This window comes from Alcanivorax sp. 97CO-5 (assembly GCF_000524665.1).
In the GTDB taxonomy this organism is placed as follows: Bacteria; Pseudomonadota; Gammaproteobacteria; order Pseudomonadales; family Alcanivoracaceae; genus Alcanivorax; species Alcanivorax borkumensis.
This window is the reverse complement of the sequence record NZ_KI965903.1, coordinates 49297-69278: the sequence shown is the minus strand read 5'-3', so window position 1 is coordinate 69278 and position 19982 is coordinate 49297. Positions and strand designations below refer to the sequence as shown.

The 19982-nt window shown below is 53.6% G+C and carries 12 protein-coding genes and 1 pseudogene; 1 reads left to right on the top strand and 12 read right to left on the bottom strand.

Annotated features, from left to right (window positions below):
• Nucleotides 1-2 precede the first annotated feature (2 nt).
• Complete coding sequence (locus tag Y017_RS09680) at nucleotides 3-425, bottom strand: HEPN domain-containing protein (protein ID WP_051428748.1); 423 nt, start codon at nucleotides 423-425, stop codon at nucleotides 3-5.
• A gap of 207 nt (nucleotides 426-632) precedes the next feature.
• On the opposite strand from Y017_RS09680, the pseudogene Y017_RS15445 reads away from it, so the two are divergent.
• Nucleotides 633-761: pseudogene (locus Y017_RS15445) on the top strand (transposase); the annotation flags it as partial.
• A 20-nt stretch (nucleotides 762-781) separates the two neighbouring features.
• On the opposite strand, the gene Y017_RS09675 reads toward Y017_RS15445, so the two are convergent.
• The 11 genes from Y017_RS09675 to Y017_RS09625 form a co-directional block, all read right to left on the bottom strand.
• Nucleotides 782-1792 (bottom strand): hypothetical protein, encoded by a 1011-nt coding sequence (locus Y017_RS09675; RefSeq protein ID WP_035460524.1) that lies wholly within the window; start codon nucleotides 1790-1792, stop codon nucleotides 782-784.
• A gap of 83 nt (nucleotides 1793-1875) precedes the next feature.
• Entirely contained in the window at nucleotides 1876-2469 is a 594-nt protein-coding gene (locus Y017_RS09670; protein WP_035460523.1) for a hypothetical protein, read from the bottom strand.
• 83 nt (nucleotides 2470-2552) lie between these two features.
• Nucleotides 2553-5600: a type I restriction endonuclease subunit R gene (locus Y017_RS09665; protein ID WP_035460522.1), complete on the bottom strand. Its 3048-nt coding sequence runs from the start codon at nucleotides 5598-5600 to the stop codon at nucleotides 2553-2555.
• Nucleotides 5581-7623: a DUF262 domain-containing protein gene (locus Y017_RS09660; RefSeq protein ID WP_051428747.1), complete on the bottom strand. Its 2043-nt coding sequence runs from the start codon at nucleotides 7621-7623 to the stop codon at nucleotides 5581-5583. The genes Y017_RS09665 and Y017_RS09660 overlap by 20 nt, the downstream gene beginning before the upstream one ends.
• On the bottom strand, nucleotides 7620-9032 hold the full coding sequence (locus Y017_RS09655; protein WP_035460521.1) for a DUF262 domain-containing protein: 1413 nt from the start codon (nucleotides 9030-9032) through the stop codon (nucleotides 7620-7622). Before Y017_RS09655 ends, Y017_RS09660 begins: the two co-directional genes overlap by 4 nt.
• A gap of 6 nt (nucleotides 9033-9038) precedes the next feature.
• Nucleotides 9039-10343 (bottom strand): restriction endonuclease subunit S, encoded by a 1305-nt coding sequence (locus tag Y017_RS09650; protein WP_035460519.1) that lies wholly within the window; start codon nucleotides 10341-10343, stop codon nucleotides 9039-9041.
• Nucleotides 10344-10349: 6 nt separating this feature from the next.
• The gene (locus Y017_RS09645) at nucleotides 10350-12803 is read right to left on the bottom strand and encodes a class I SAM-dependent DNA methyltransferase (protein ID WP_035460517.1); all 2454 of its coding nucleotides are present in this window, start codon (nucleotides 12801-12803) and stop codon (nucleotides 10350-10352) included.
• A 94-nt stretch (nucleotides 12804-12897) separates the two neighbouring features.
• Nucleotides 12898-14694 (bottom strand): DUF262 domain-containing protein, encoded by a 1797-nt coding sequence (locus Y017_RS09640; RefSeq protein WP_035460515.1) that lies wholly within the window; start codon nucleotides 14692-14694, stop codon nucleotides 12898-12900.
• A gap of 47 nt (nucleotides 14695-14741) precedes the next feature.
• Nucleotides 14742-17756 (bottom strand): DEAD/DEAH box helicase, encoded by a 3015-nt coding sequence (locus Y017_RS09635; protein ID WP_035460514.1) that lies wholly within the window; start codon nucleotides 17754-17756, stop codon nucleotides 14742-14744.
• Complete coding sequence (locus Y017_RS09630; protein WP_051428746.1) at nucleotides 17756-19282, bottom strand: EH signature domain-containing protein; 1527 nt, start codon at nucleotides 19280-19282, stop codon at nucleotides 17756-17758. Before Y017_RS09630 ends, Y017_RS09635 begins: the two co-directional genes overlap by 1 nt.
• Nucleotides 19263-19964 (bottom strand): OmpA family protein, encoded by a 702-nt coding sequence (locus Y017_RS09625; RefSeq protein ID WP_231483474.1) that lies wholly within the window; start codon nucleotides 19962-19964, stop codon nucleotides 19263-19265. Before Y017_RS09625 ends, Y017_RS09630 begins: the two co-directional genes overlap by 20 nt.
• Nucleotides 19965-19982: the final 18 nt, after the last annotated feature.

Genomic DNA, 19982 nt, shown 5'->3' with positions numbered 1-19982 from the left:
TTTTAATTCAACCTGAAGGCGTGCAAAAAATTATCGCCATTCCCATTCTTTTTGGCTGATGTTGCTTTTCTGGTATTTCCAGAAGCTCGTACGACATAGGGGTTATCCAGCAGTGCGCTGATGGCACCGGAATAGACTTTCCAGACCAGCTTTTTCAGGCGCTGACTGTTATCGAGGCTGTGGAGCTTTTCCAGGAAGGCATTGAAGGTGGCTTGTTCACTCAGCCCTTGCCGGTCATCAATTTCACTAGCGTAGGCCGCGTTGAAGGCAATCCACAGGAAGATGAAACGGCTGTCTGGGTCGGATTCCTGCTCGGCCCTATCCAGCCAGCTCAGGGCACGGTGAACGCGCAGACTCAGGTCTTCAGGATAATCACCCCGTTCCTGCCGCTGACGGATTTTGAGTGCGTGGTGGCGGGTCCCCATATCCTTCCCCTAAGTGCCAACACCATTGAAGGTGCCCGCTAGAATCCTTTCTAGACCTGAAGGTCGTTCGTTTTTTGTGAACCTTATCACAATCGCCTGAAATAACCACTAGCCCTATCGGTACTTATGCGTACCTGTAGTGATTCAATGATTCCGGACACCTACGCAGGAGGTAAAGCTACCCCCCCCCCTTAATCGAGGTGTCCGATGACCAGAAAACGACGCTCCTTTACTCCTGAGTTTAAGCATGAAACCGCCAGCTTGGTACTGGATCAAGGTATTCCGCTCCCCCAAGCATGCACATCCCTTGGTGTAGTCGAGAGCGCGCTGCGGCGCGCATTTCTATCGAATACCGATCACTCATTAAACTCGATGGAACTCGGGCTAATCAGTGATGGTCCTATCGGGTGGTCTGGGTCGCTCATCCTTAGTTTGTAACCTTTACGGATATAACTGATGACTTCTTCAATCGTGCCAACCCTGATTTGATCTTCCTCAAACCGGGTCATGCTGACAACGTAGTTGCCATCCTTGTAAAGATGGGGCACCAAGAATGCGCCTGCCTTTTTCCCTCTTTTGACACGCGAGTATAACCGCCACTTCTCATCGCTTTTTTCTGGCAAGGGCGCCACGCCAGACGAATCGACGGTTGGAACATCGTCAACGGACATAGGTGGAGTCGCCACCTTCGCAGTGGAAGTTTCAGGTTCTGGCTCCGGCTCGCTTTGCGCAATGGCAGCATCATTCTCAAACAGGCCCAGTGCCTCTTCGACCAGCTTCCGCTTTCTGCTGGCTTTAGACTGGCTCTCCATCCAGCCTTCAAAGTGTCCGTTCGCCCCGGAAGGATGGGCCACATGAAGCCAAAGCCGACCATCCGCCCTGGCAGCCACATCATTGATCTCTTCGAACGCTTCCGGAAAAAGGTCTTTAATCAAGGCATGGCAATGCTTTATGTAGCCAGAATCATTTCCCAGCATCACCACCGTCCGGACACTGTCCGGCAATTCCTTGAGAAACCGGTTCGTGCATGCTGAGATCACTTGCGGGATTTCCTTGAACGACTTCTTAATCAGGGGGCCTGAGCATTGATACTTACCCGACTCATCCTGCCGGGCAACGCTGCAACGAATCAGCGAGCCGAACGCCACATTGCCTGCAGGATTGGCAATAGCAGCATCCAGTGATTCGCCTGCCGACAGAGCCCCCAGATGCTTCAGAATCCGCTCTAGCCTTGGCCGCATACCGGCAAACGCCACCGCTTCAAAACTGCCATTGTCGTAATAATCGGCTTGCGTGCTGCCCTTGGAGAACCCCAGAACCAGCCATTCCGGGTTGCTTCCACCCCATGCACCAGGATCATTACGCATTTTCCAGAGCTCGTGCGGGAAGGCTTCCTTCTCAGCGGGCCCGTAACACGTTGAACACTCTATCTTTCCGTGTTGTGGCAGCATTATCCATACCCATGCGCAGGATCTGTCACGAGCACTTCCCCAGTGGAAGGCCTCATCATCAGATTAGTTTCATTGAAATCAAGATCCGCCCCTTCCTTAAGGCATTGTTCACACATGAACACCATGGTCTCAGCAACCAAAGACAGCGAAGTGGGTGTTTCACATTTTGGAATGGCAAGCCGAACGCGCTCTAGCTCGTCTCTTTCGATGATGAGCCCGTCATCTACCTCGGCCAGATCAAGAACAGCCTTGATCCATGCCTTCACTTCGCTCTCTAGCATCGGCGAGACGCTCAGCGGCACCAGTTTTTCAAACTCGGCAAGCCAAAGATCATCTTCGCCGGCCTCATCCCCATCACTCTTCAGTCGCCCCCAATCATTCAGACACTTTGGGACAGCTAGCCCCTCTGAACCCGCGCGAATCACGAAGGTATGGGAGGCACCATCAGAGGCCAGGCGGTAAATGGTGTCTCCACCATCGTAAATCTCGGTGGTAGATCCACAGTCAATCGGTTTTCTATCATCTAAAGGATAAGAAGCCCTGATTCTCTCAACAAAGTCGCCGTCAAGAACAAAGTTTTCGCCTACGCCCACTCCTCAAATCACACCGAAAAATCATAGATTTCCGGTAACGAAGATACTTTTATAATCAGCAGCCACCGTATCAATTGAATCGCTTACAGACCCGTTCCCACCGCCTGCTGCATACTATCCATCCAGGCCCTCTTGAATGCCGGGTCTGCGGCAAACAACTTATACAGCTCCAGCTCATCTCTTCGTCTCGCCAGCATCACGTCTTTCAGCATCTTCTCGAAGGCCAGATTCCGGTTATAAGGATCCGGGTTATCCTGATACTTATCCTTGAAGTCCGGGTGCTGGCGAATGCTCTCGGCGATATTGATGAACTTGACCTTCTGCTCTTCAGGTGTGGCGCTCCAGCCCTGGAACCAGCGTTCATTGAAGGAACGAACAATATCGTCCAACGGATCCAGCTGTTTTTCACCGCCATGTGCCCCTCGAGGATTGGGATTCTGGGGGTCGACCTCTGTCTCGCCCTGATCCAGGGTGATCGAGTGATTCAACTTTACCCGTTGCAGCCCATAGGAACTCAGATCAACTGATTCCAGAAGCTCATCAATCGAGTCTGAATCCGGGTCTTTGACCTTGAGCTTGGGAACCAGAAACTTCAGGAACCAGAAAAGCTTTTCCCAGGCAACGATCTCGTAGGGCATGATGGATGCCATCTGCCCGTAAATTTTCACGTACTGCTTGGCCTTGATTTTGAAATCGACTTTCTCGTCATCGTCCAGTTCCAGCTCATGCTCAAACCGGGCCGCCGCCACATCAATAATGGGGCTCAGGGTCTGGGCGTCTTCACCTTTGAAGTAGCGCTTTACGAAATCTTCCACTTCATGCCATTCGTAGACCCCCACATCGTCCATCACGTCCTTGAGCTCATGGAGTACATTCACATCTGTGGCACCGGACAAGGATGTCGCGGTATAAAACGGGTCGAAGGCGGTCTTGATTTCATCCGAGGCATTGAAGAAATCGAGAATAAACAGGTCTTCCGTCTTCTTCCCCAGCTTCGGCGCGGAACGGTTAAGGCGAGACAGGGCCTGGACACACAGCACCGACGCCAGCTTCTTGTCCACATACATGGCACAAAGCTTTGGCTGGTCAAACCCGGTCAGGTACTTGTTGGCCACCACCAACAGTCGATACTCATCCGTATCAAACTTGTCCTTGGTGTGATTATCAGAGAAGCCGTTGATCTCGGCTTCGGTATATTCGATCCCATCCACCTCCTTGGTGCCTGAAAAGGCCACCAGCGCCTTGAACGGATGCCCTCTTTCTTCCAGCAGCCGAGTAATCGCCTTGTAGTAGCGAATGGCGGTTTCAATGTTCTGGGTGATTACCATCCCCTTGGCCTTGCCCTTGAGCTTCTTGGTATTCACCACCTGGGGGATGAAATGCTCCAGCATGATCTCGGCTTTGGTATCGATGGTCTGCTGGCTTCGCTCCACATAGGCCCGCAGCTTCTTCTGCGCCTTCTTGGTATCAAACAAGGGGTTTTCGGCTATGGACTTCTCAATTTCATAGTACCCCTTGTAGGTGGTGTAGTTGGCCAGCACATCGAGAATAAAGCCTTCCTCGATGGCCTGCTTCATGGAGTACAGATGGAAAGGCTTATAAGTCCCGTCTTCCTGTTTTTCGCCAAACTTTTCCAGGGTGTTGTTCTTGGGTGTGGCAGTGAACGCCAGATAGGAGGCATTCCCGCGCATCTTGCGCGAGCGCATGGCTTTCAGGATTGTGTCCTGGTCATCTTCATCGTCGTCCTGCTGCCCATTCTCACCCATGGCCCGGTTCATGTTGTCGTGGGCCGTGCCGGACTGGGAGCTGTGCGCTTCATCGATGATCACCGCAAAGCGCTTGTCACTGAGATCCTCAATGCCATCCACAATGAACGGGAATTTCTGGATGGTGGTAATGATGATCTTCTTGCCGCTTTCCAGCGCACTCTTCAGCTCTGCCGACCTGAAGGCCGGCGCGACGATATTCTTGACCTCGGAGAACTCCTTGATATTGTCCCGGATCTGCTTGTCCAGAAGCCGCCGATCCGTCACCACAATCACGGAATCAAACAGCGGCTGATCCAGACCCTTACCGCCGGCTGCCTGCGCAGACGCCGGGTAGGTTTCAATCAGCTGATAGGCCGCCCAGGTAATCGAGTTGGACTTGCCCGACCCTGCCGAGTGCTGAATCAGATAGGTATGACCCACACCTTGCTGTTCCGCATGGGCAACCAGCTTCCTGACCACATCCATCTGGTGATAACGAGGGAAGAACAGCGTACGCTTTCGCAGTGGGTCCTTGCTGCTGCCATCCAGCCGCACAAAATGCTGAATGATGTTAGCCAGGCTGTCTTTGGTGAACACCTCCTGCCAAAGGTAAGCACTCTTGTGACCATCTGGGTTGGGTGGATTGCCTTTACCGTGGTTATGGCCCTTGTTGAACGGCAGAAAAAACGTGCCTTTACCGTCCAGCTTGGTGGTCATATACACTTCATCGGTATCCACCGCCATGTGAACCACGCAGCGAGCGAAGTTGAGTAATGGCTGGTTGAAATCACGATCTTCCCGATACTGCTTCTGGCCATGGTAGCGGGCTGTTTGCCCGGTCCAGGCGTTCTTCAGCTCCATGGTTACCAGTGGGATGCCGTTCAGGAACAGCACCATGTCGATTTCCTGGAGGGGATTGGCCAGGGAGTAGCGCACCTGCCGGGTGCAACTGAAAATATTGGCGGCAAAGTTCTGCTTCACTTTCTCGCTGCTGCTGGCAAGCGGCGCGGGATACATCAGGTGGAAATGGGCATCATCCACCGCCAGCCCTTTCTTGAGCAAGTGCAAGATTCCATGCTTCTTGATCAGGCGATCATAGCGCTCCAGCAGCTTGCGCTGCCAATCCGCAGGGTTGTGCTTTTGCAGCTTAGCCAGCTCTTGTGCCTGAGTCTGCTCCAGAAACTGCCAGAAGAACTTTTCATCAAGGGCATACTGGGCGTTGAAATCCATCGGCCGCCCCAGCTGGAAACCATTACCGGCCACCATCCCATCCGCAGGAGTTTCCTCAATCCCCCCGGCTTCCTTTACCGCCTCTGTGGTCAAGCCCGTTAGTGCCTGCTCTATGGCAGCTTCCAACGCCTGCTCATTGGTTTGGCTGACCATACTCCCCTCCTTGCCTGTAATGATTTCCCAGCAGTGTAATCATCTGCTTCTGGTGTTCGGCGATCTGCTTCACGCCCCATGCTCCGCCAGCCTGGTCATATAGTGCAAAAATGGCTTTCAGCTTCAAGGAGTCGTAGCGCTTTTTACCTTCAAAATCTATCTTCTTCTGACCAACCGCCAGGTTGCCGTATGATGAGTTTTCACTAGGGCTGAGTAATACCAGATTACCGAAAGAGTCCAGATTTTGGCTTTCTAATCTCATTCCGTATCTTTCGTTCTGTGCGTGCACATGCTCCACAGAGTTCCTTGAAGTAATGCGATACGGGTCTTTCTTTTTGCCGTCATCATCACCGCGTTTCCAGAGCAGGTATTCCAGTTTCTGGAACCAGTAATGCTCAAAGCCGGTCCCCCTGGCGCTGTTGAGATAGGCCTCTATGGTATCCAAGCTATCCATCGAAGGAGCTACACCTCGGGCGATCTTGAAACTGGCTTCCTTCTGAGTTTCGGTGGTCAGCGAGAGCTGGTTATCCAGTCTCTCCAGCACAGATAACACCTCTTGGTCACTTATGCCTGGCGGCTCCACCAGCTGAGCGAGCAGTGCCGTTAGCCAGTAATGGGCGGAACGGTCGCCGGTGAAGTTACGCACTGCCTGCAACTGCGCCAGCTCGCCCAGCTCCCGGGCACTGCGGTTGATGTAATACTTGCCACTGGAGAGGGAGCGACTGAAGTTGGTCAGTCGCAATTGGGGATCTTCGCTGTCATCGTGCTCCACCCACTTCACCACCCAGGTGTCGAACTGATAGCGCACCCGCCACAGTGTCAGGATAAACGCCTTGATGTCCGCCTCGTCTTTGCTGAGCAGACATTCAAAACACGCCATCAGGTTCGAGGCCTTGATACGGGCATCAATATCCTCCCATTGCTTGCTGGCACAGAAGATCCGCAGGGTATGGATCAATAGCAGTTCGAAGCTGATGATTGAGCGACAGTAAACGGTTTCGTCTTCGATACCGTCCTGGGTGTCTTCTTGCTCTTTTTGTTCGGCGTTATCCGGTGCATCCCCGGACTCCACCTCATCCAGCAGATGCAAAAGCGTCTTCCCGGAGGCCTCACTCTGATCAACCTCGTTGCCGCCCGCCCTGCGCTCGAAGAGACTGCCTGAATAGGCATCGAGATGCTTGTACTCAATCGCATTCCAGTCCGCATTGGGAAACAGCTGGCGCAGATTGCGCTCGAAGTAGTTTTCCATGTGTTCGCAGGCCTGCCAGATGGCGCTGTACAGGGGCTTCTCGGTGGTGATCTTGCGGAACAGCTTGGCTTTCAACAGGTCCACCGGCTCCAGCTGGATACCTGCGGTATTCATGCTGGCAAACAGTCGGTTAAGGTCCATGCTCTCCGGGACGATATTGTTCACCCAGCTCACCTTGCGATAGATATAGTCGGCAAAGGCTTCCAGGTTGAAATCCTTGGTATCGCGCAGCCCATCCACCTGCTGCTTCAACACCCTGAGATTGGCATCCAGATGGGTGAGGTAAGGATCCTTCTCGATGGCATCTGGGCCGGGGCGGGTCATGCGCTCCAGGCCGGCATAGCTACCCAGCAGATTACCCACCGCCTCGCGAATCTCGAACGTAAGTCTCGGCTGCTCGCCCAGGGTGGAGACCTGTGCCAGAGGCGTCTTCACGCCAGCCGCACGGAAAGCCAGGGACAACAGCATCAGGGTGGTAGTGCGCTGCTGGCCGTCGATCAGTTCATAGAGGCGAGACTCCCCCTTTTCATGAATGGCAGACAGCACACTGCCGATAAAGTATTGCTCTTCCTCGGCCACATAGGCTTCGCGGATGTCATCGAACAGCTTGATCACATCCTCATCGCTCCACACATAGGGCCGCTGATAGCTTGGGATCACAAAGCCCATGGCAGCCTTGCTGACTTTTTCCAGTGTCAGCACCTCTGTGTTTACTTGATGATCAGTCCGCTGGCCGGCCTGCTGTTCAGCTTGATTCTCAACCGCTGCGGTCATCGCTGCTCCCCCGCTATCTTTCGGTTCAATGCCGGGGCGAACCCCTTTTCATATTCCCCGGTATTCAGCCCGAGGCCAAATTGGTCGCTAACGGCTTCCACAAACCGCTGCTTCACACTGTTCGTGCCCAGATTGCTGGGGTCCACCGTCAGCTCGAAGGCATCAAGAAAGGCAAAGCACTGCTCGGGGGTGTAACTGGCGGCAATCCAGTCCAGCACCGGCTGCTCCCGGATGAAGGCAGGTATGGAATTTTCACGCACGGACTTCTGATTGCTGACCCGGCGGGAATACACCACCCGGAACAGCTTTTTTGCGGCCAGCTCCAGCTGGTTTTCGCCAAACTGGCTGATATAGAGCAGCAGGCAGGCCTCGTAGAGCTTTTCCAGGTAGCTACAGCCATCCAGATCTTTCAGCCATTCCACAAACTGCTGATAGCCAGGCAGGTGCGGCAGCTCTGGCTGATCCCAGTAGCGTTGGTGCAACGCCTGAAAATAGGCCAGATAGCGGATGCTGTTGACGCCTGCGTTCAGTGGCTGGCGCACCTCGTAGCCTTGCTGGTCGGCCTGTTGGCTGACATCACCGGCCAGGCCGATCTGACGGCGAATGCGACCATAGGCGATGTCGTCGCCTTCACCTGTGTCCTGCGCCAGTTCGTCGACAATACAGTCACGGATCCGCTTCTGCTGGTTGTGGGGCGGCAGCTCCCGTGGTTTCACGCCCTGCCAGTAGCGGCCTTTCAGCAAGGCACTGACGGTACTGTCCAGCGAGCCCAGCGCTTCCCACTGCCGAGCGAATTGCGGCTGATGAAGCTTATCAACCGCACGCAGGTGATGGGCCTTGATAATGTCCGGGCCGCCCAGGCGCACCCCGCCGGTGTTCTGGGTTTCAAAGAAGCGGTAGGCATCGTCTTCGGACTGAGTGATCACCAGGGTGAATTGCAGATTGTTAAAGTCAATCCAGTTCCTCACGCGATCCAGACGATCACGGAGCCACTTGAGATTATGCTTGATCTGCTGCTGGCTGGTGGGGTGCTCATAGACTAGGCCTTCCACCAGCGGCAGCCCGGGATCGAGCAGGCAGGCCATGAGCGCCAGGGTGGTAATGCGCTGCTGGCCGTCGATGATATTCAGCTTGCCGGCTTCCTGATGCAAGATCAGGCTTCCCAGGTAATAAGGCAGCTCAATATCGCCATCCGCTTTACGGACCACATGGGATTCAATATCCAGCAACAGGCCATGCAATTGCGTGTCCTGCCAGCAATAGGGGCGCTGGTATTCCGGAATCGTCAGCTCGCCGGTCACCGTTGCGCCATCGCTGGTGACAATGGCATCCAATGCCGGGGAATGCCCCGGAAGCAAGCACCCTGAGAAAAGCTGAGCAGCGCTGCACGTGGCGACCTGTACCGTCATGCGGAATCAGGCCTCCACCATGTCGGGGGTAATTTTGATTTTTCCGGTTACTGCGCTATTGATCAGGGTGGTTTTGTATTCTTTTAGCTTTTCGATCTGCTCCATTTGAGAGCTCACAGCCAAATCGATCTTCTTTGTTTGCTCACCAAGATAGGCAATAATTTCATTTTGCTCTTCATAGCTTGGATAACTCATTTCCATTGCGAACAACATATGTCCGTAGAATCTCAGCCTTGAAGAATGCAAACCCGTTGAAACTCTATTGTAATACTCGACGTAATAATTGCTTTTCAGCAAGAACTCCAGGTAGGCAGAATTAAACGTGCTTCTTTTTTTCTGACGAAAAACCCCATATGAAGGACTCACAATCCCTACACGATCAGAAACCCCAAGGGCCCCCATCCATGCCCACATGATGTTAATCACTAAGTCATCTTCTCGGCACAATTTCGACCCCGAATAGTCCTCAGCCATAAACATCGAAACATTCTTCTCTGATCTTGGAGTAACACCCGTCATATGAGAAACAGAAAGCAACTCTTCTTCTCCGGATTCGGAGCGCTCATCAACCTCATCAAATAGATACTTTGCTCGCATAACATCCCAATGCGCCGGAATCTCTCCAATCCAGTCCACGCCGGAATCTTTCATGGGCACATTTGGATCAAGCCCCTGGGTGACGGCTTTTTGGATAATGATTTGCTTGCGCTCTTTCAGCAGGGCGATCTGCTGCTCTTTGATGGCAATGGCTTCGTCGATTTGGGCGGTTTTTTTGTCGAGGAATCGAGCAATATCTCGCTGCTGCTCTAAAGAGGGGACAAATGTCTTGAAGCTCATAAGCGACTCTTTAGGAATCGTATTCCGTAACCCTCGGTAAAGGGGCTTAAGTCGCTTTTTTCCATCAAGATTCAGATAAAAGTAATAGAGGAACTGACTGTCAAAGCTAGGATCAGCCTCGAGAACGGTATAGGCACCTGTGATCATGCCATCAAATGGCGAAAGACCAACCGCTCTCGGAGTTTCCTCCACATCGAAGAGGCAGAAGACAAAGTCACCAGACTTGACCTCTTGATAGGTGTCAAACTCGGCCGGAAACTTGCCTTCTGGATTCTCCATATCTCTCTTGATGACGCCTTTCAGCGTCAGAGAGAGCAGGTCGTACTCTGCAGATCGCTTACCCACCAGGTTTTTCTTAATTTTAAAAATGTGCTTGTTCGCCAGCAGTCCCCATGACTCTGGCACTTTACCCAGCCACTCATAACCGGAGTCTTTGTAAGACTCATATTTTGGCAACTCAGCAATACTCAACATAGCCACCTACCCCTGCACCTGCTCAACATCCACACCGAGACTCTCTACCCCCAAGATTTGCGCAATCAGCCCCTCAGCCTTCTGCTCCAGGCTGATAATGTCCTGGGCCACTTCTTCCAGTGAGCGCAGCGGCTTGTGGCGGTAGAAGTATTTGTTGAAGCTGATTTCGTAGCCGATTTTGGTGGAATCCAGGTTGATCCAGGCCTCCTCCACGTGGGGTTTTACTTCTTCCAGGAAGTAGTCGTGGATACCTTGCTTGTCGCCGTCCTTGAGCAGGGGGATGGATTCGCTGTCACGCAGGTCGGCGCTGGATTCATAGGTGAGGTATTCGTTGGCCTTGCCGGTGGGGTACAGGCCGTAATCCGGTAGCTTCTCCTGAGTGCAGTCGTAGCGGTGCAGCAGTTCTTCCAGCTTGTCGCCGTTGAGCTTGACCACTTTCTTGACCACCTTTTCGGCGGTTTCGTCGTACCCGCTCACGGCATTGAGGATGGCATTCTTTTCGGGGGCGGAGAGTTTGATCTTTCTGGCCTTGAGTTCGGCATCGACCTTCTGCTTGAACTGGTTGAAGTCGCCGAACTCTTCCTCACCGATGGCGGACATGAGTTCACGGGCGGTGTCCACCAGAGCCTTGAGGCTGTCCCAGCGTTTCACGTCCAGCAGTTTGGTTTTGGCCTTGGTGTTGAGGTTGATGTCGTTATCTTCACACCAGGCCATGACCGGCTTTTCGATGCTTTTCAGGAAGCTCTGCTTGTTGTCCTTGCCGTGGCCGGTGTGCTCGTAAACCTTGTCGCCGTGCTCGACATAGAGATGTTCCATGACTTCGCTGATCTGTTTGTCGAAACGCAGACCTGCGATGCGTTCTTCGGAGAACTGGGCCTTGCGGCGGTCCGGGCGTTCGATGGTGACCTTGTGGTAGCCAAAGTCTTCGTTGCGGAACACCTGGCTGGCGATGCCAACTGGGTCGTTGTTGCTATCCAGCTCGCGTTCAATGGCGGCGCAGTCCAGGTAGGTGCGGGTGATTTCCTCGATATGCTCGGGGGCGAATTCGCAGTTCTTGTTGCCCAAGTTCTTGCGCAGCTTGCGATACAGCAGGCTGGCATCAATCAACTGCACCTTGCCGCGTCGGTTTTCCGGCTTGTTGTTGTTCAGCACCCAGATATAGGTGGTGATGCCGGTGTTGTAGAACAGGTTGTTGGGCAGCTGGACGATGGCTTCCAGGCAGTCGTTCTCGATCAGGTAGCGGCGGATATTGCTTTCGCCGCCGCCGGCATCGCCGGTGAACAGGCTGGAACCGTTGTGGACCGAGGCAATGCGAGAGCCTTTTGAACCCGTGGCCGGGTCTTTCATCTTGCTGACCATTTCCATGAGGAACAGCAGCTGGCCATCGCTGGAGCGCGGGGTGGCGTCACAGTCTTCCAGGTTGCCCCAGTAGTCCTTGAGCTTGATTTTGAAGCGCGGGTCGATGACGTCGCTGCCATCCTTGATGTGCTTCTGCTCCGAGGCCCAGCTTTTGCCGTAGGGCGGGTTGGAGAGCATGAAGTCGAAGCGGTCTGAGGCGAATTCATCGGTGGACAGGGTGGAGCCGACCTTGATGTTCTCCGGGTTGTTGCCCTTGATCATCATGTCGGATTTGCAGATGGCATAGGTTTCGTCGTTGATTTCCTTGCCGTAGAGGTAGATGTCGCGCTGACTTTTGGATGAAGGATCGGAAGGATACTTCTCTTCAATGAAGTTTTGGGATTCAGTGAGCATGCCTCCACTACCGCAGGCCGGGTCGTACACGGTGAGGGTGAGCGGCAGGTCATCCTTGATGGGGTCGAACACCAGGTGGGTCATCAGCTCGATCACTTCCCGCGGGGTGAAGTGTTCCCCGGCCTCTTCGTTGTTCTCTTCGTTGAACTTTCGGATCAGCTCTTCAAACACATAGCCCATGCCCAGGTTGGAGAGGCCGGGGAGCTTGTAGCCGTCCGGGTCCATGGCATCGTTGGGCGTAAGGTTGATTTTGGGCGAGACGAATTTTTCCACCACATCCAGCAGCACATCCTTGTGGGCCATGTGCTGGATTTTTCTCTTCATCTCAAAGCGCTTGATGATTTCCTGCACGTTGGGGCTGAAGCCCTTGAGGTATTCCTCGAAGTTGGCCAGCAGGATCTGCCGGTTGTTGGTGGCGGTGTTGTACAGGCTGGTGAGCGTCCACTTGGAGACGTTGTAGAACACATAGCCAGAGGCTTCTTTGAGGCCCTCCGAATCCAGCTCTGTGGCGTCCATTTCTTTTTTCTGGTATTCGACCTCATCCAGTACCGCATCCTTGGTGGGCATGAGCAGGGTATCGAGACGACGCAGCACCACCATGGGCAGGATGACATCACGATATTTACTGCGCACATACACATCGCGCAGGCAGTCGTCGGCGATGTTCCAGATAAAGGAGACCAGTTTGTTGTGTGTGCTGTGATCCATTGATTTTTCGTCTCTGTATCAGTGTGTTGTCTGCTTCCCGGCCGGGAGGCCATGTTCAAACCGGCTGCCGGACAGGCGCCCCGGTGCGGGCAAGTCAGAGCTTCTGGTAATAGTGTTTTATTTTCTCTGCCATGGCTTCACGGCGGCGGGAGAGGAAATCTTCGTAGTGGTCGATATGGTACAGGTTCTGATCCTGTGGCAAGGCATTGGCCTGAAAATTGGCGCCCAGCTCGCCCGGGGCGGTGATTACCCCATAGATGGGCTCGCCGGTTTGGCACTGCTGGAAGATGGCCGCCACGTAATCGCTGGGGTTCTTCGAGCCGATCTTGATGTTGATTTCCTGCTGGACACACACCAGGTTGGCCACCTGGTTGTAACGGCCACGGGTGTAACCCTGCTTCTTGAGAAATTCCCGGGGGAAGATGTGATGGATGTCACCGTGGTGGGTGAGCATGTCGCGCACGGTGATGTCCTTGGACAGGAAACCCTTGTCGCCCAGGCAGGCCTGAGCCGCCAGGAAAGCCTTGAACAGCGGGGAGTTGACCGAGGAGGTTCTGAGCCCCTGCACCAGCCCGACTTCCCAGAAGGTGTCTGACAGCTCGGCGGCCTCACGGTCGGCCAGCACGTCGGTGAAGCCCCTCTCGTTGATGTCCTTGATGTCTTTGTCCACCCGGCTTTCCGGGGAGGCGGAATAGCGACCGGTGAGCACGGACATGACAAACCAGCGGCGCACCCAGGATTCGATGCGAGGTTCATTGCCGTGGTCGCGCTTGAGCTTCAGGTAGAGGCTGTAGGCGAAGTTGAGGGCGGCGCCGGAGCGAATCATGGATTTGTCCACGAAGCCTGCGGAGCGGATGATCATCAGGAAGCGCTTGAAGTGGGTTTCGTTGATGAACTCCATCACCCCTTCGTGCAGGTTCTGGAAGGAGGCTTCCTCGATATCCTTTTCATAGGTGCGGGTTTCAAAGTTTCGTCCGGAGAGCAGCCCCACCAGATCCGCCAGTTTGCCGCGATTGAAGCGGGAGGTGAACGCCACCCGCAGCATGTCGGAATAGCCGGGATCATACAGGTCTTCGTTTTCCTGACGCAGCCAGCGCATGGCCTTGAAGTAGTCGGTGGCGGCGAAGTCCTTGTCGTTCTCTTCGATAACGCTGTAGAACTCCGGGGCCACTGCCAGGTGGCAAAAATAATCCACTGCCTTGCGCAGGGTGTTACCGCCAAATTCCTCGTTGGCGGCAATTTTGGACATGGCGAAATCCGCCTGGCTGAGCACCACGCCCTTGGAGTTGATGCGGATGAAGATTTCGGTGACGGTTTCGATGTCCAGGTCGTGGGACAGCTCGATCAGGCCGATCTGCTTCTTGAGGATATCAGTGAGCTTGTCGAGCCGGTCGTAGAGCAGGTCTTCATCGGCATTGGGGTTGGCATCCAGGTACTGACGGACGACCTTGTGGGTCTTGGTGTCACCACGGATCACCGGGCCGATGTCGCTAATCCAGGCCTTGTCGTTATCAATGGCGGTGTTCGCCACTTCAAAGCGTTCATCCAGCGGGTGAAAGGCGATACGGATACGGACGGTTTTGTAGTCCTGATTGACCACCTGCTGGCCACCGATGGCCGCTCGCAGTGCCGTGACGCGCTGCTGGCCATCAATAAGGATCTTCTTGCCTTCGGCCACGCCGCCATCCTTGAGCTTCACTGACGGGTTGCGCCAGGCGATGATGTAGCCCACCGGATAGCCTTGATAGAGACTGTCCATGAGGTCGCGCACTTTCGCCGCCTCCCAGACAAAGGGGCGCTGAATCTCCGGGATGGCGATTTCCCCGGATTTCACCCAGGTCATGATGGTCTCGATGAGGTACTGGTTTACCGAATAGCGCTGTGTCGTCACTGTGATTCCTTATTTTTCTTTGTGCTTTTCCATTCTTGGTCGGGTTATCAACCCAGCCCCATGCCCTTGAGCATTTCCTCTTCGGATACGGCTTCGGTGGTGACAACGGCGTTTTTTAATAGCAGCTTGTTATCCAGCAACCGATGTAGATGCACATCGAAGGCATCCCGTTCCGGGTGATGCGCCGCCGGCAGGTAGATGTTTACCGGCTTCTCCTGGCCAATGCGGTAGACGCGATCCGAGGCCTGGGCTTCCTTGGCCGGGTTCCAGTGTCTTTCCAAGTGGATGACATTGTTGGCGCCGACCACGGTGAGGCCCACCCCGGCAGCCACCGGCGACATAATGATGATATTAAAGCCCGATGCGGCCTCGAACTTGCTGATCATGCCCTTGCGGGTCGCATCGTCTTTTTTTGAGGATACCGCCTTGGTGTCGCCATTGATAATGCCCACGTCGAGTCCATAAAGGCGATCCAGCCAGACTTTCAGGAGCACTTGCAGCTTTTTGGTGATCAGGAAGACAATCACTTTTTCCTTACGGGCACGGATCTCGTCCAGAGTATTGAGCATGGCTTCCAGTTTGGCGGATTCGGCCATTACGCCACGGACATTCTTGCCGGATGACAGGGCCGCTATGTCGCCATCCTGTAGACGGGGGTGGAGTGAAATGGTTTTGAGCTGGTGCAGGCTGGAGATTGCCAACCCTTGAATCTCTTCATGGCGGCGGCTCTGGTAGTCGTCCAGCACTTGATCATAGGTCTGTAGCTGAACGCCAGTCATGGTTCCGGCCAGGGCCGGCATGGGCTGCACATCGCCAGATGGTTCCGTGATGGCACCGCCGAAGATGGATTTTTTGGGCAGGCCCTGCAGCTCTTCTTCCTTGGTTCGGCGCAGCATAAAGCGCCCTACGGCCTGGCGAAGGTCGTTACCCACTTCCTGACGAACACGGTTTCTCTCTTCGTCATCGGCCTTGAGGATGGGCTTCACATACTGTTCGCGGAAAGCTGGCCAGTCACCTAACAGCCCCGGCTGGGCGGTATCCATGACGCACCAGAAATCCAGCAGACTGTTTTCCACCGGGGTGCCGGTAGCCAGCACCTTGAAGCTGCTTTTCAGGGCTTTGGCCGCGCAAGTAACCCCCGTGTTGGGGTTTTTGATGTTCTGGGCTTCATCAAAGATTACAGTCCCCCAGTCAATGCGGCAGAGAGAAAACTGGTAATCGCGCAGGGTCTGGTAGGTGGTCAGCACCAGGCGGGCATCCATATCAAGCCGGTCCGGGCCGGCTTCCGGGCCCACATGGAGGGCATAGCGCAGGGTGGCCATATCCACCTCACCATCCGCCATGTTGGCTATCTGCACCGTTTCTCTTTGCGTGTTGGGAATGCGGAAACGCTTGAGATCTCTGCCGCCTTGCAGCACGACAATGTCGCGAAAAGGAGAGCGCGTGAAGGTCTTTTCAACCTCCTCTTCCCAGTTTTCCAGCAGGCTAAGTGGTGCCACTACCAGAACAGGCTTTACTGCATTACCGGCCTTGCGCTGGCGCTGCATGAGCTCGGACAGGGACACCAGCGCCATAAAGGTCTTGCCGAGCCCCATGTCATCCGCAAGCAGGCAGCCCTGCATTCGGTAGAACTGTTCGGCGTCCGCATTCTGGGCCTGCTCACCCAGGCCAACAAGCCAGTCAATACCTGCCCGTTGGTGAGGAAAGGGCGAGCGCTTATAAAGCGACCAGTCAGGCTCGGATGACGGCGCTGCCCGGTCCGCCATGGCCAGCAGTTCTTCCCTGCGTTCTTCTGCATCCTTAACGAGCACCGAGACTTTTTGGCGTTTTTCATCAGGCTGCTCTGCTTCTTCTAGAACGACGTCTGGTTCTGATAAATTTTTGCGAGCCTTCTCGATGATGGCGCTTACCGCTTCCTCATCAGAGATATCAATTTCCTGACCATCAACCACTACTGTTGATGCTCCATCGCCCCGGGCGGCTTGAATTTCTTGCTCGATGCGATCTGCATCTTCCTCACTTTGGATCAGCCCACCCAGTACCTGCGGAACGGCTGGCCTGCCCTCCTGGCTGAACCAGTCAGCCCCTTTCGCGTCCAACTCACCAATGGCGATATGGCGCATGGTGCCCACACCGTCCACACGAACGGAAAAGCCGGTATCCAGATCTACCAATGCAGCATCAATGAAAGCGGTTGGTGCCTCCATGAAACGGACGACTTGATCGGCAGGAATACGGCGGGAGGAAAAGACCTCGCGGATACCCTCCATTTTTTGCTTGTCGAGCAGCATAATCCGGTTGCCGATGCGCATGGTGCCTTCATCGGCACCCGGATCCAGCTGAGCCCAACGGGAGAGGAGCTCGGCATAGGGTGTGCCGTCGCCAAGGGTTGGTGACAGTTCGATGCTGCCATCCGGCAATTTGGACACGGTGAGACCAATCCGTTCTGCTTCGGCGACGTTGATATTGTCGAAATGGGAAAGGTTGATATCCAGGCCGTCGCGCTTGGCCTGCTGCAGGGTGGCGATCAGTCGCAGGTTACTGCCTTCTCCTTTCTCATCGGCAGGCATGGAGGCGTGGATATCAATGGCATCCAGCGCCAGTAATTGGGGCGGTGTCAGCGTGTATTTGTCCGTGCTGGTGTTGCTGAGAATGGGACCTTTGCGGTTAATGGGGTATGACTCACCATCGATCAGCACAAACGCTGACACCTTGAACCCTGGGTGGGTGCTTTTCCCGTCAACTTTTATCTGGAACTGGAGCGGCGCTCTGGGCGCAAGCTGCAGGATGGACAGAATGTCTTCTTCCAGACAGGCGACAGACTCCGAGGGCACGAAAAAGCCATTGGAGATCGGCTGCGCCTGACCCGACTCGCTGAGCATGGTGAGGGCAACATGCTGGGCGCCAGCAAGACTACTGGCGTTACCAGACCTGATATCGGTAAGTTTATCCGGCGAGGTATAGAAGCTAATGCCTTCATCTTCGACCAGAAGGGAGAGCCCACCCTTCTCCTGTGTTGAGTTTCGCCCCAGGATATTTGCTATCGATTCACGGAATCCCATTAGCCACCTTCATAGTTTTTTAGCCTGCGTGCATCTTTGGTTGGTATGCCATGCAAGTTCTTGTAGTACTTCCACTCACCCTTACCGAAAAGAGGTGGCCACTCCAGCTCGACATCGTGATCGACCAGAAACTCGAGCACATTCTTGCGCCACGTAGTCGGGTAATGAGGTATCGCTGCATACCGCTTCCCTTTATGGTCTTTTCGGTACTGCCGGGGTAGTTTTATCGTTAAGTCCGAGTGGGTGTAGTAATTCTTGTCATAGTTAACAAATGAAGGATCTGGCCTTTCCTGATAAAGCCAGATTTTGAAAGAGTGTGAGCCCTCGACAATATGAAAATCACCACAGTCCAGATATATCACTGCCTTATCGGACATTGTTCCGTCCATTCTCGCGTAGGAAGACAGCATCTCTTTGTCGAGAATACGTTTTACGAAAAACTCAGCTTTACTGCCTAACATCAGCCTTGAGTTTCTCACTACACCTTGTTTAAACAATCCTGTCAGGAACTGTTTCCTTGCCGGGAACATGTTGTTCAGACTCTCGTCACCTGAATCCAGGCCATATTGCTCTACCGCTTCGAGGAACAACTTCAGGTCTTCCTTGGCAAGCCAGCCCCTGACCTTGTTGACCCTGTCATCCCCCAGGGGAGCCCACCATTCTGCAAACTGCCTGTTAGTGCCAGACACTCTGGGATCACCTGCAATAGTCAAGATGACATCCTGCCACCGTTCTGAAGGCTCTTCTTCTGTCCTGTCGATCAGAATTTTTATCGCCGCATGTCCGACACGAAGATTCTCCTGATAGGGAGCTTTAGCGACTCGCTCTTTTACTATTTCATTGAGCACATCATGGTCCTGGCCAATTGGAATATTTTGCAGCTCCTTGATGTAGTAAATTGCTCGCGTCACCTCGCCAAAACGGCCATCCATATAGCCATCCATGCCCAGACGAGAGATAAAGTCATCCAGTGGAAGTCCTGTCAGGAGGCATTTTTCAACCAATCGAGCCGGGCCATCATTCTCTATGAGCCAGCTATCACTATTTACCACAGCTATGATGTCTCTTCCTTGAACACTGGATCGTGCGTTTATTGCTTCAGCTTGTTGGGAAAGGATTATCCCCAACGACTCCATTAGCCCCTTTTCTCCATCAGATAGCCTGTCATGTTCACGAAAGAAAAGCTGAATGAGCTGCAGCACAACCATTCTCGACAGCTTTTCGTTCTGGGCTGACAACAAATACTCCAGCGCCTCCTGATCCAAATAGTCTTCTCTGACAGTCTCACTCTGCAGCCAGAGCCAAGTCAGCGCGCGGACTCCAGGGCGAGTATGGTAGGCTTCATCAGGCAACTCTTGGCCACGGCGGCTACATTCTTTAATGAGCTTTTCCAGTCTTTGGAAAGCTCCGCTTTTGCCAAGTTCTTCTGATTTATGTGCAACCTTATCTTCCAGAGCAGCCCATGTCTGATAAGTGCTTTCTGGCCACTCTGGAAACGATTTTTTGTCAATCTTGGGGAGTCGCATCAGGCTCTCCAAACTTTGACTTCACTTTCTCGTAATCTTCTGCGTCGGGGCGACGAATCGTGATTCTGATATCAATTCTTCTGTTTAATTCATAATCCGATTCTGCACTTTGGATCTCTGTGACCGGCCTCGTATCCGCATAACCACTCACAGAAAAAAGCGGCTGCCCTTCATGATTCCGCAAGTTATAAAGAGCCATCCTTTTATCTATTGCCTCTCCCCAATACTCCCATAAGCTAATCGCCCTAAAAGTGGAAAGCCCCCAATTACCTTTTCCCGGCGCCCCCCAAAATGGGCGATTATCGGTATGACCTTCCACAAAAATAGTGTCAAGATATTCCGTTCGGTTATCTTTGGTCACGACACTGGCCAACACTTCACCGATAATTCTCGCAGTATCCTGGTATTGGCTATCAATGCTGAACTTCCCTGAACGAAATCCGAGCACATCGTTGGGTATACGAATAATCGAATGATTCTCGGCGATCTGGACCTCAATAGATTTATCTTTCAACTCGCGCGCTATATCTTCGACGACCGTTTTCCTTACCTTTTCTGCTATTTTAAGTTCTTTTATTTCCTTATTTACATCCTGCCTCAGGTCAACCAACTGCATCAAAAGAACTAGCGATGCCAGAATAAAAATCACGACCAGCGCAGCCATAACATCAGAAAAGGACACCCAATAAGGATTTTCCTC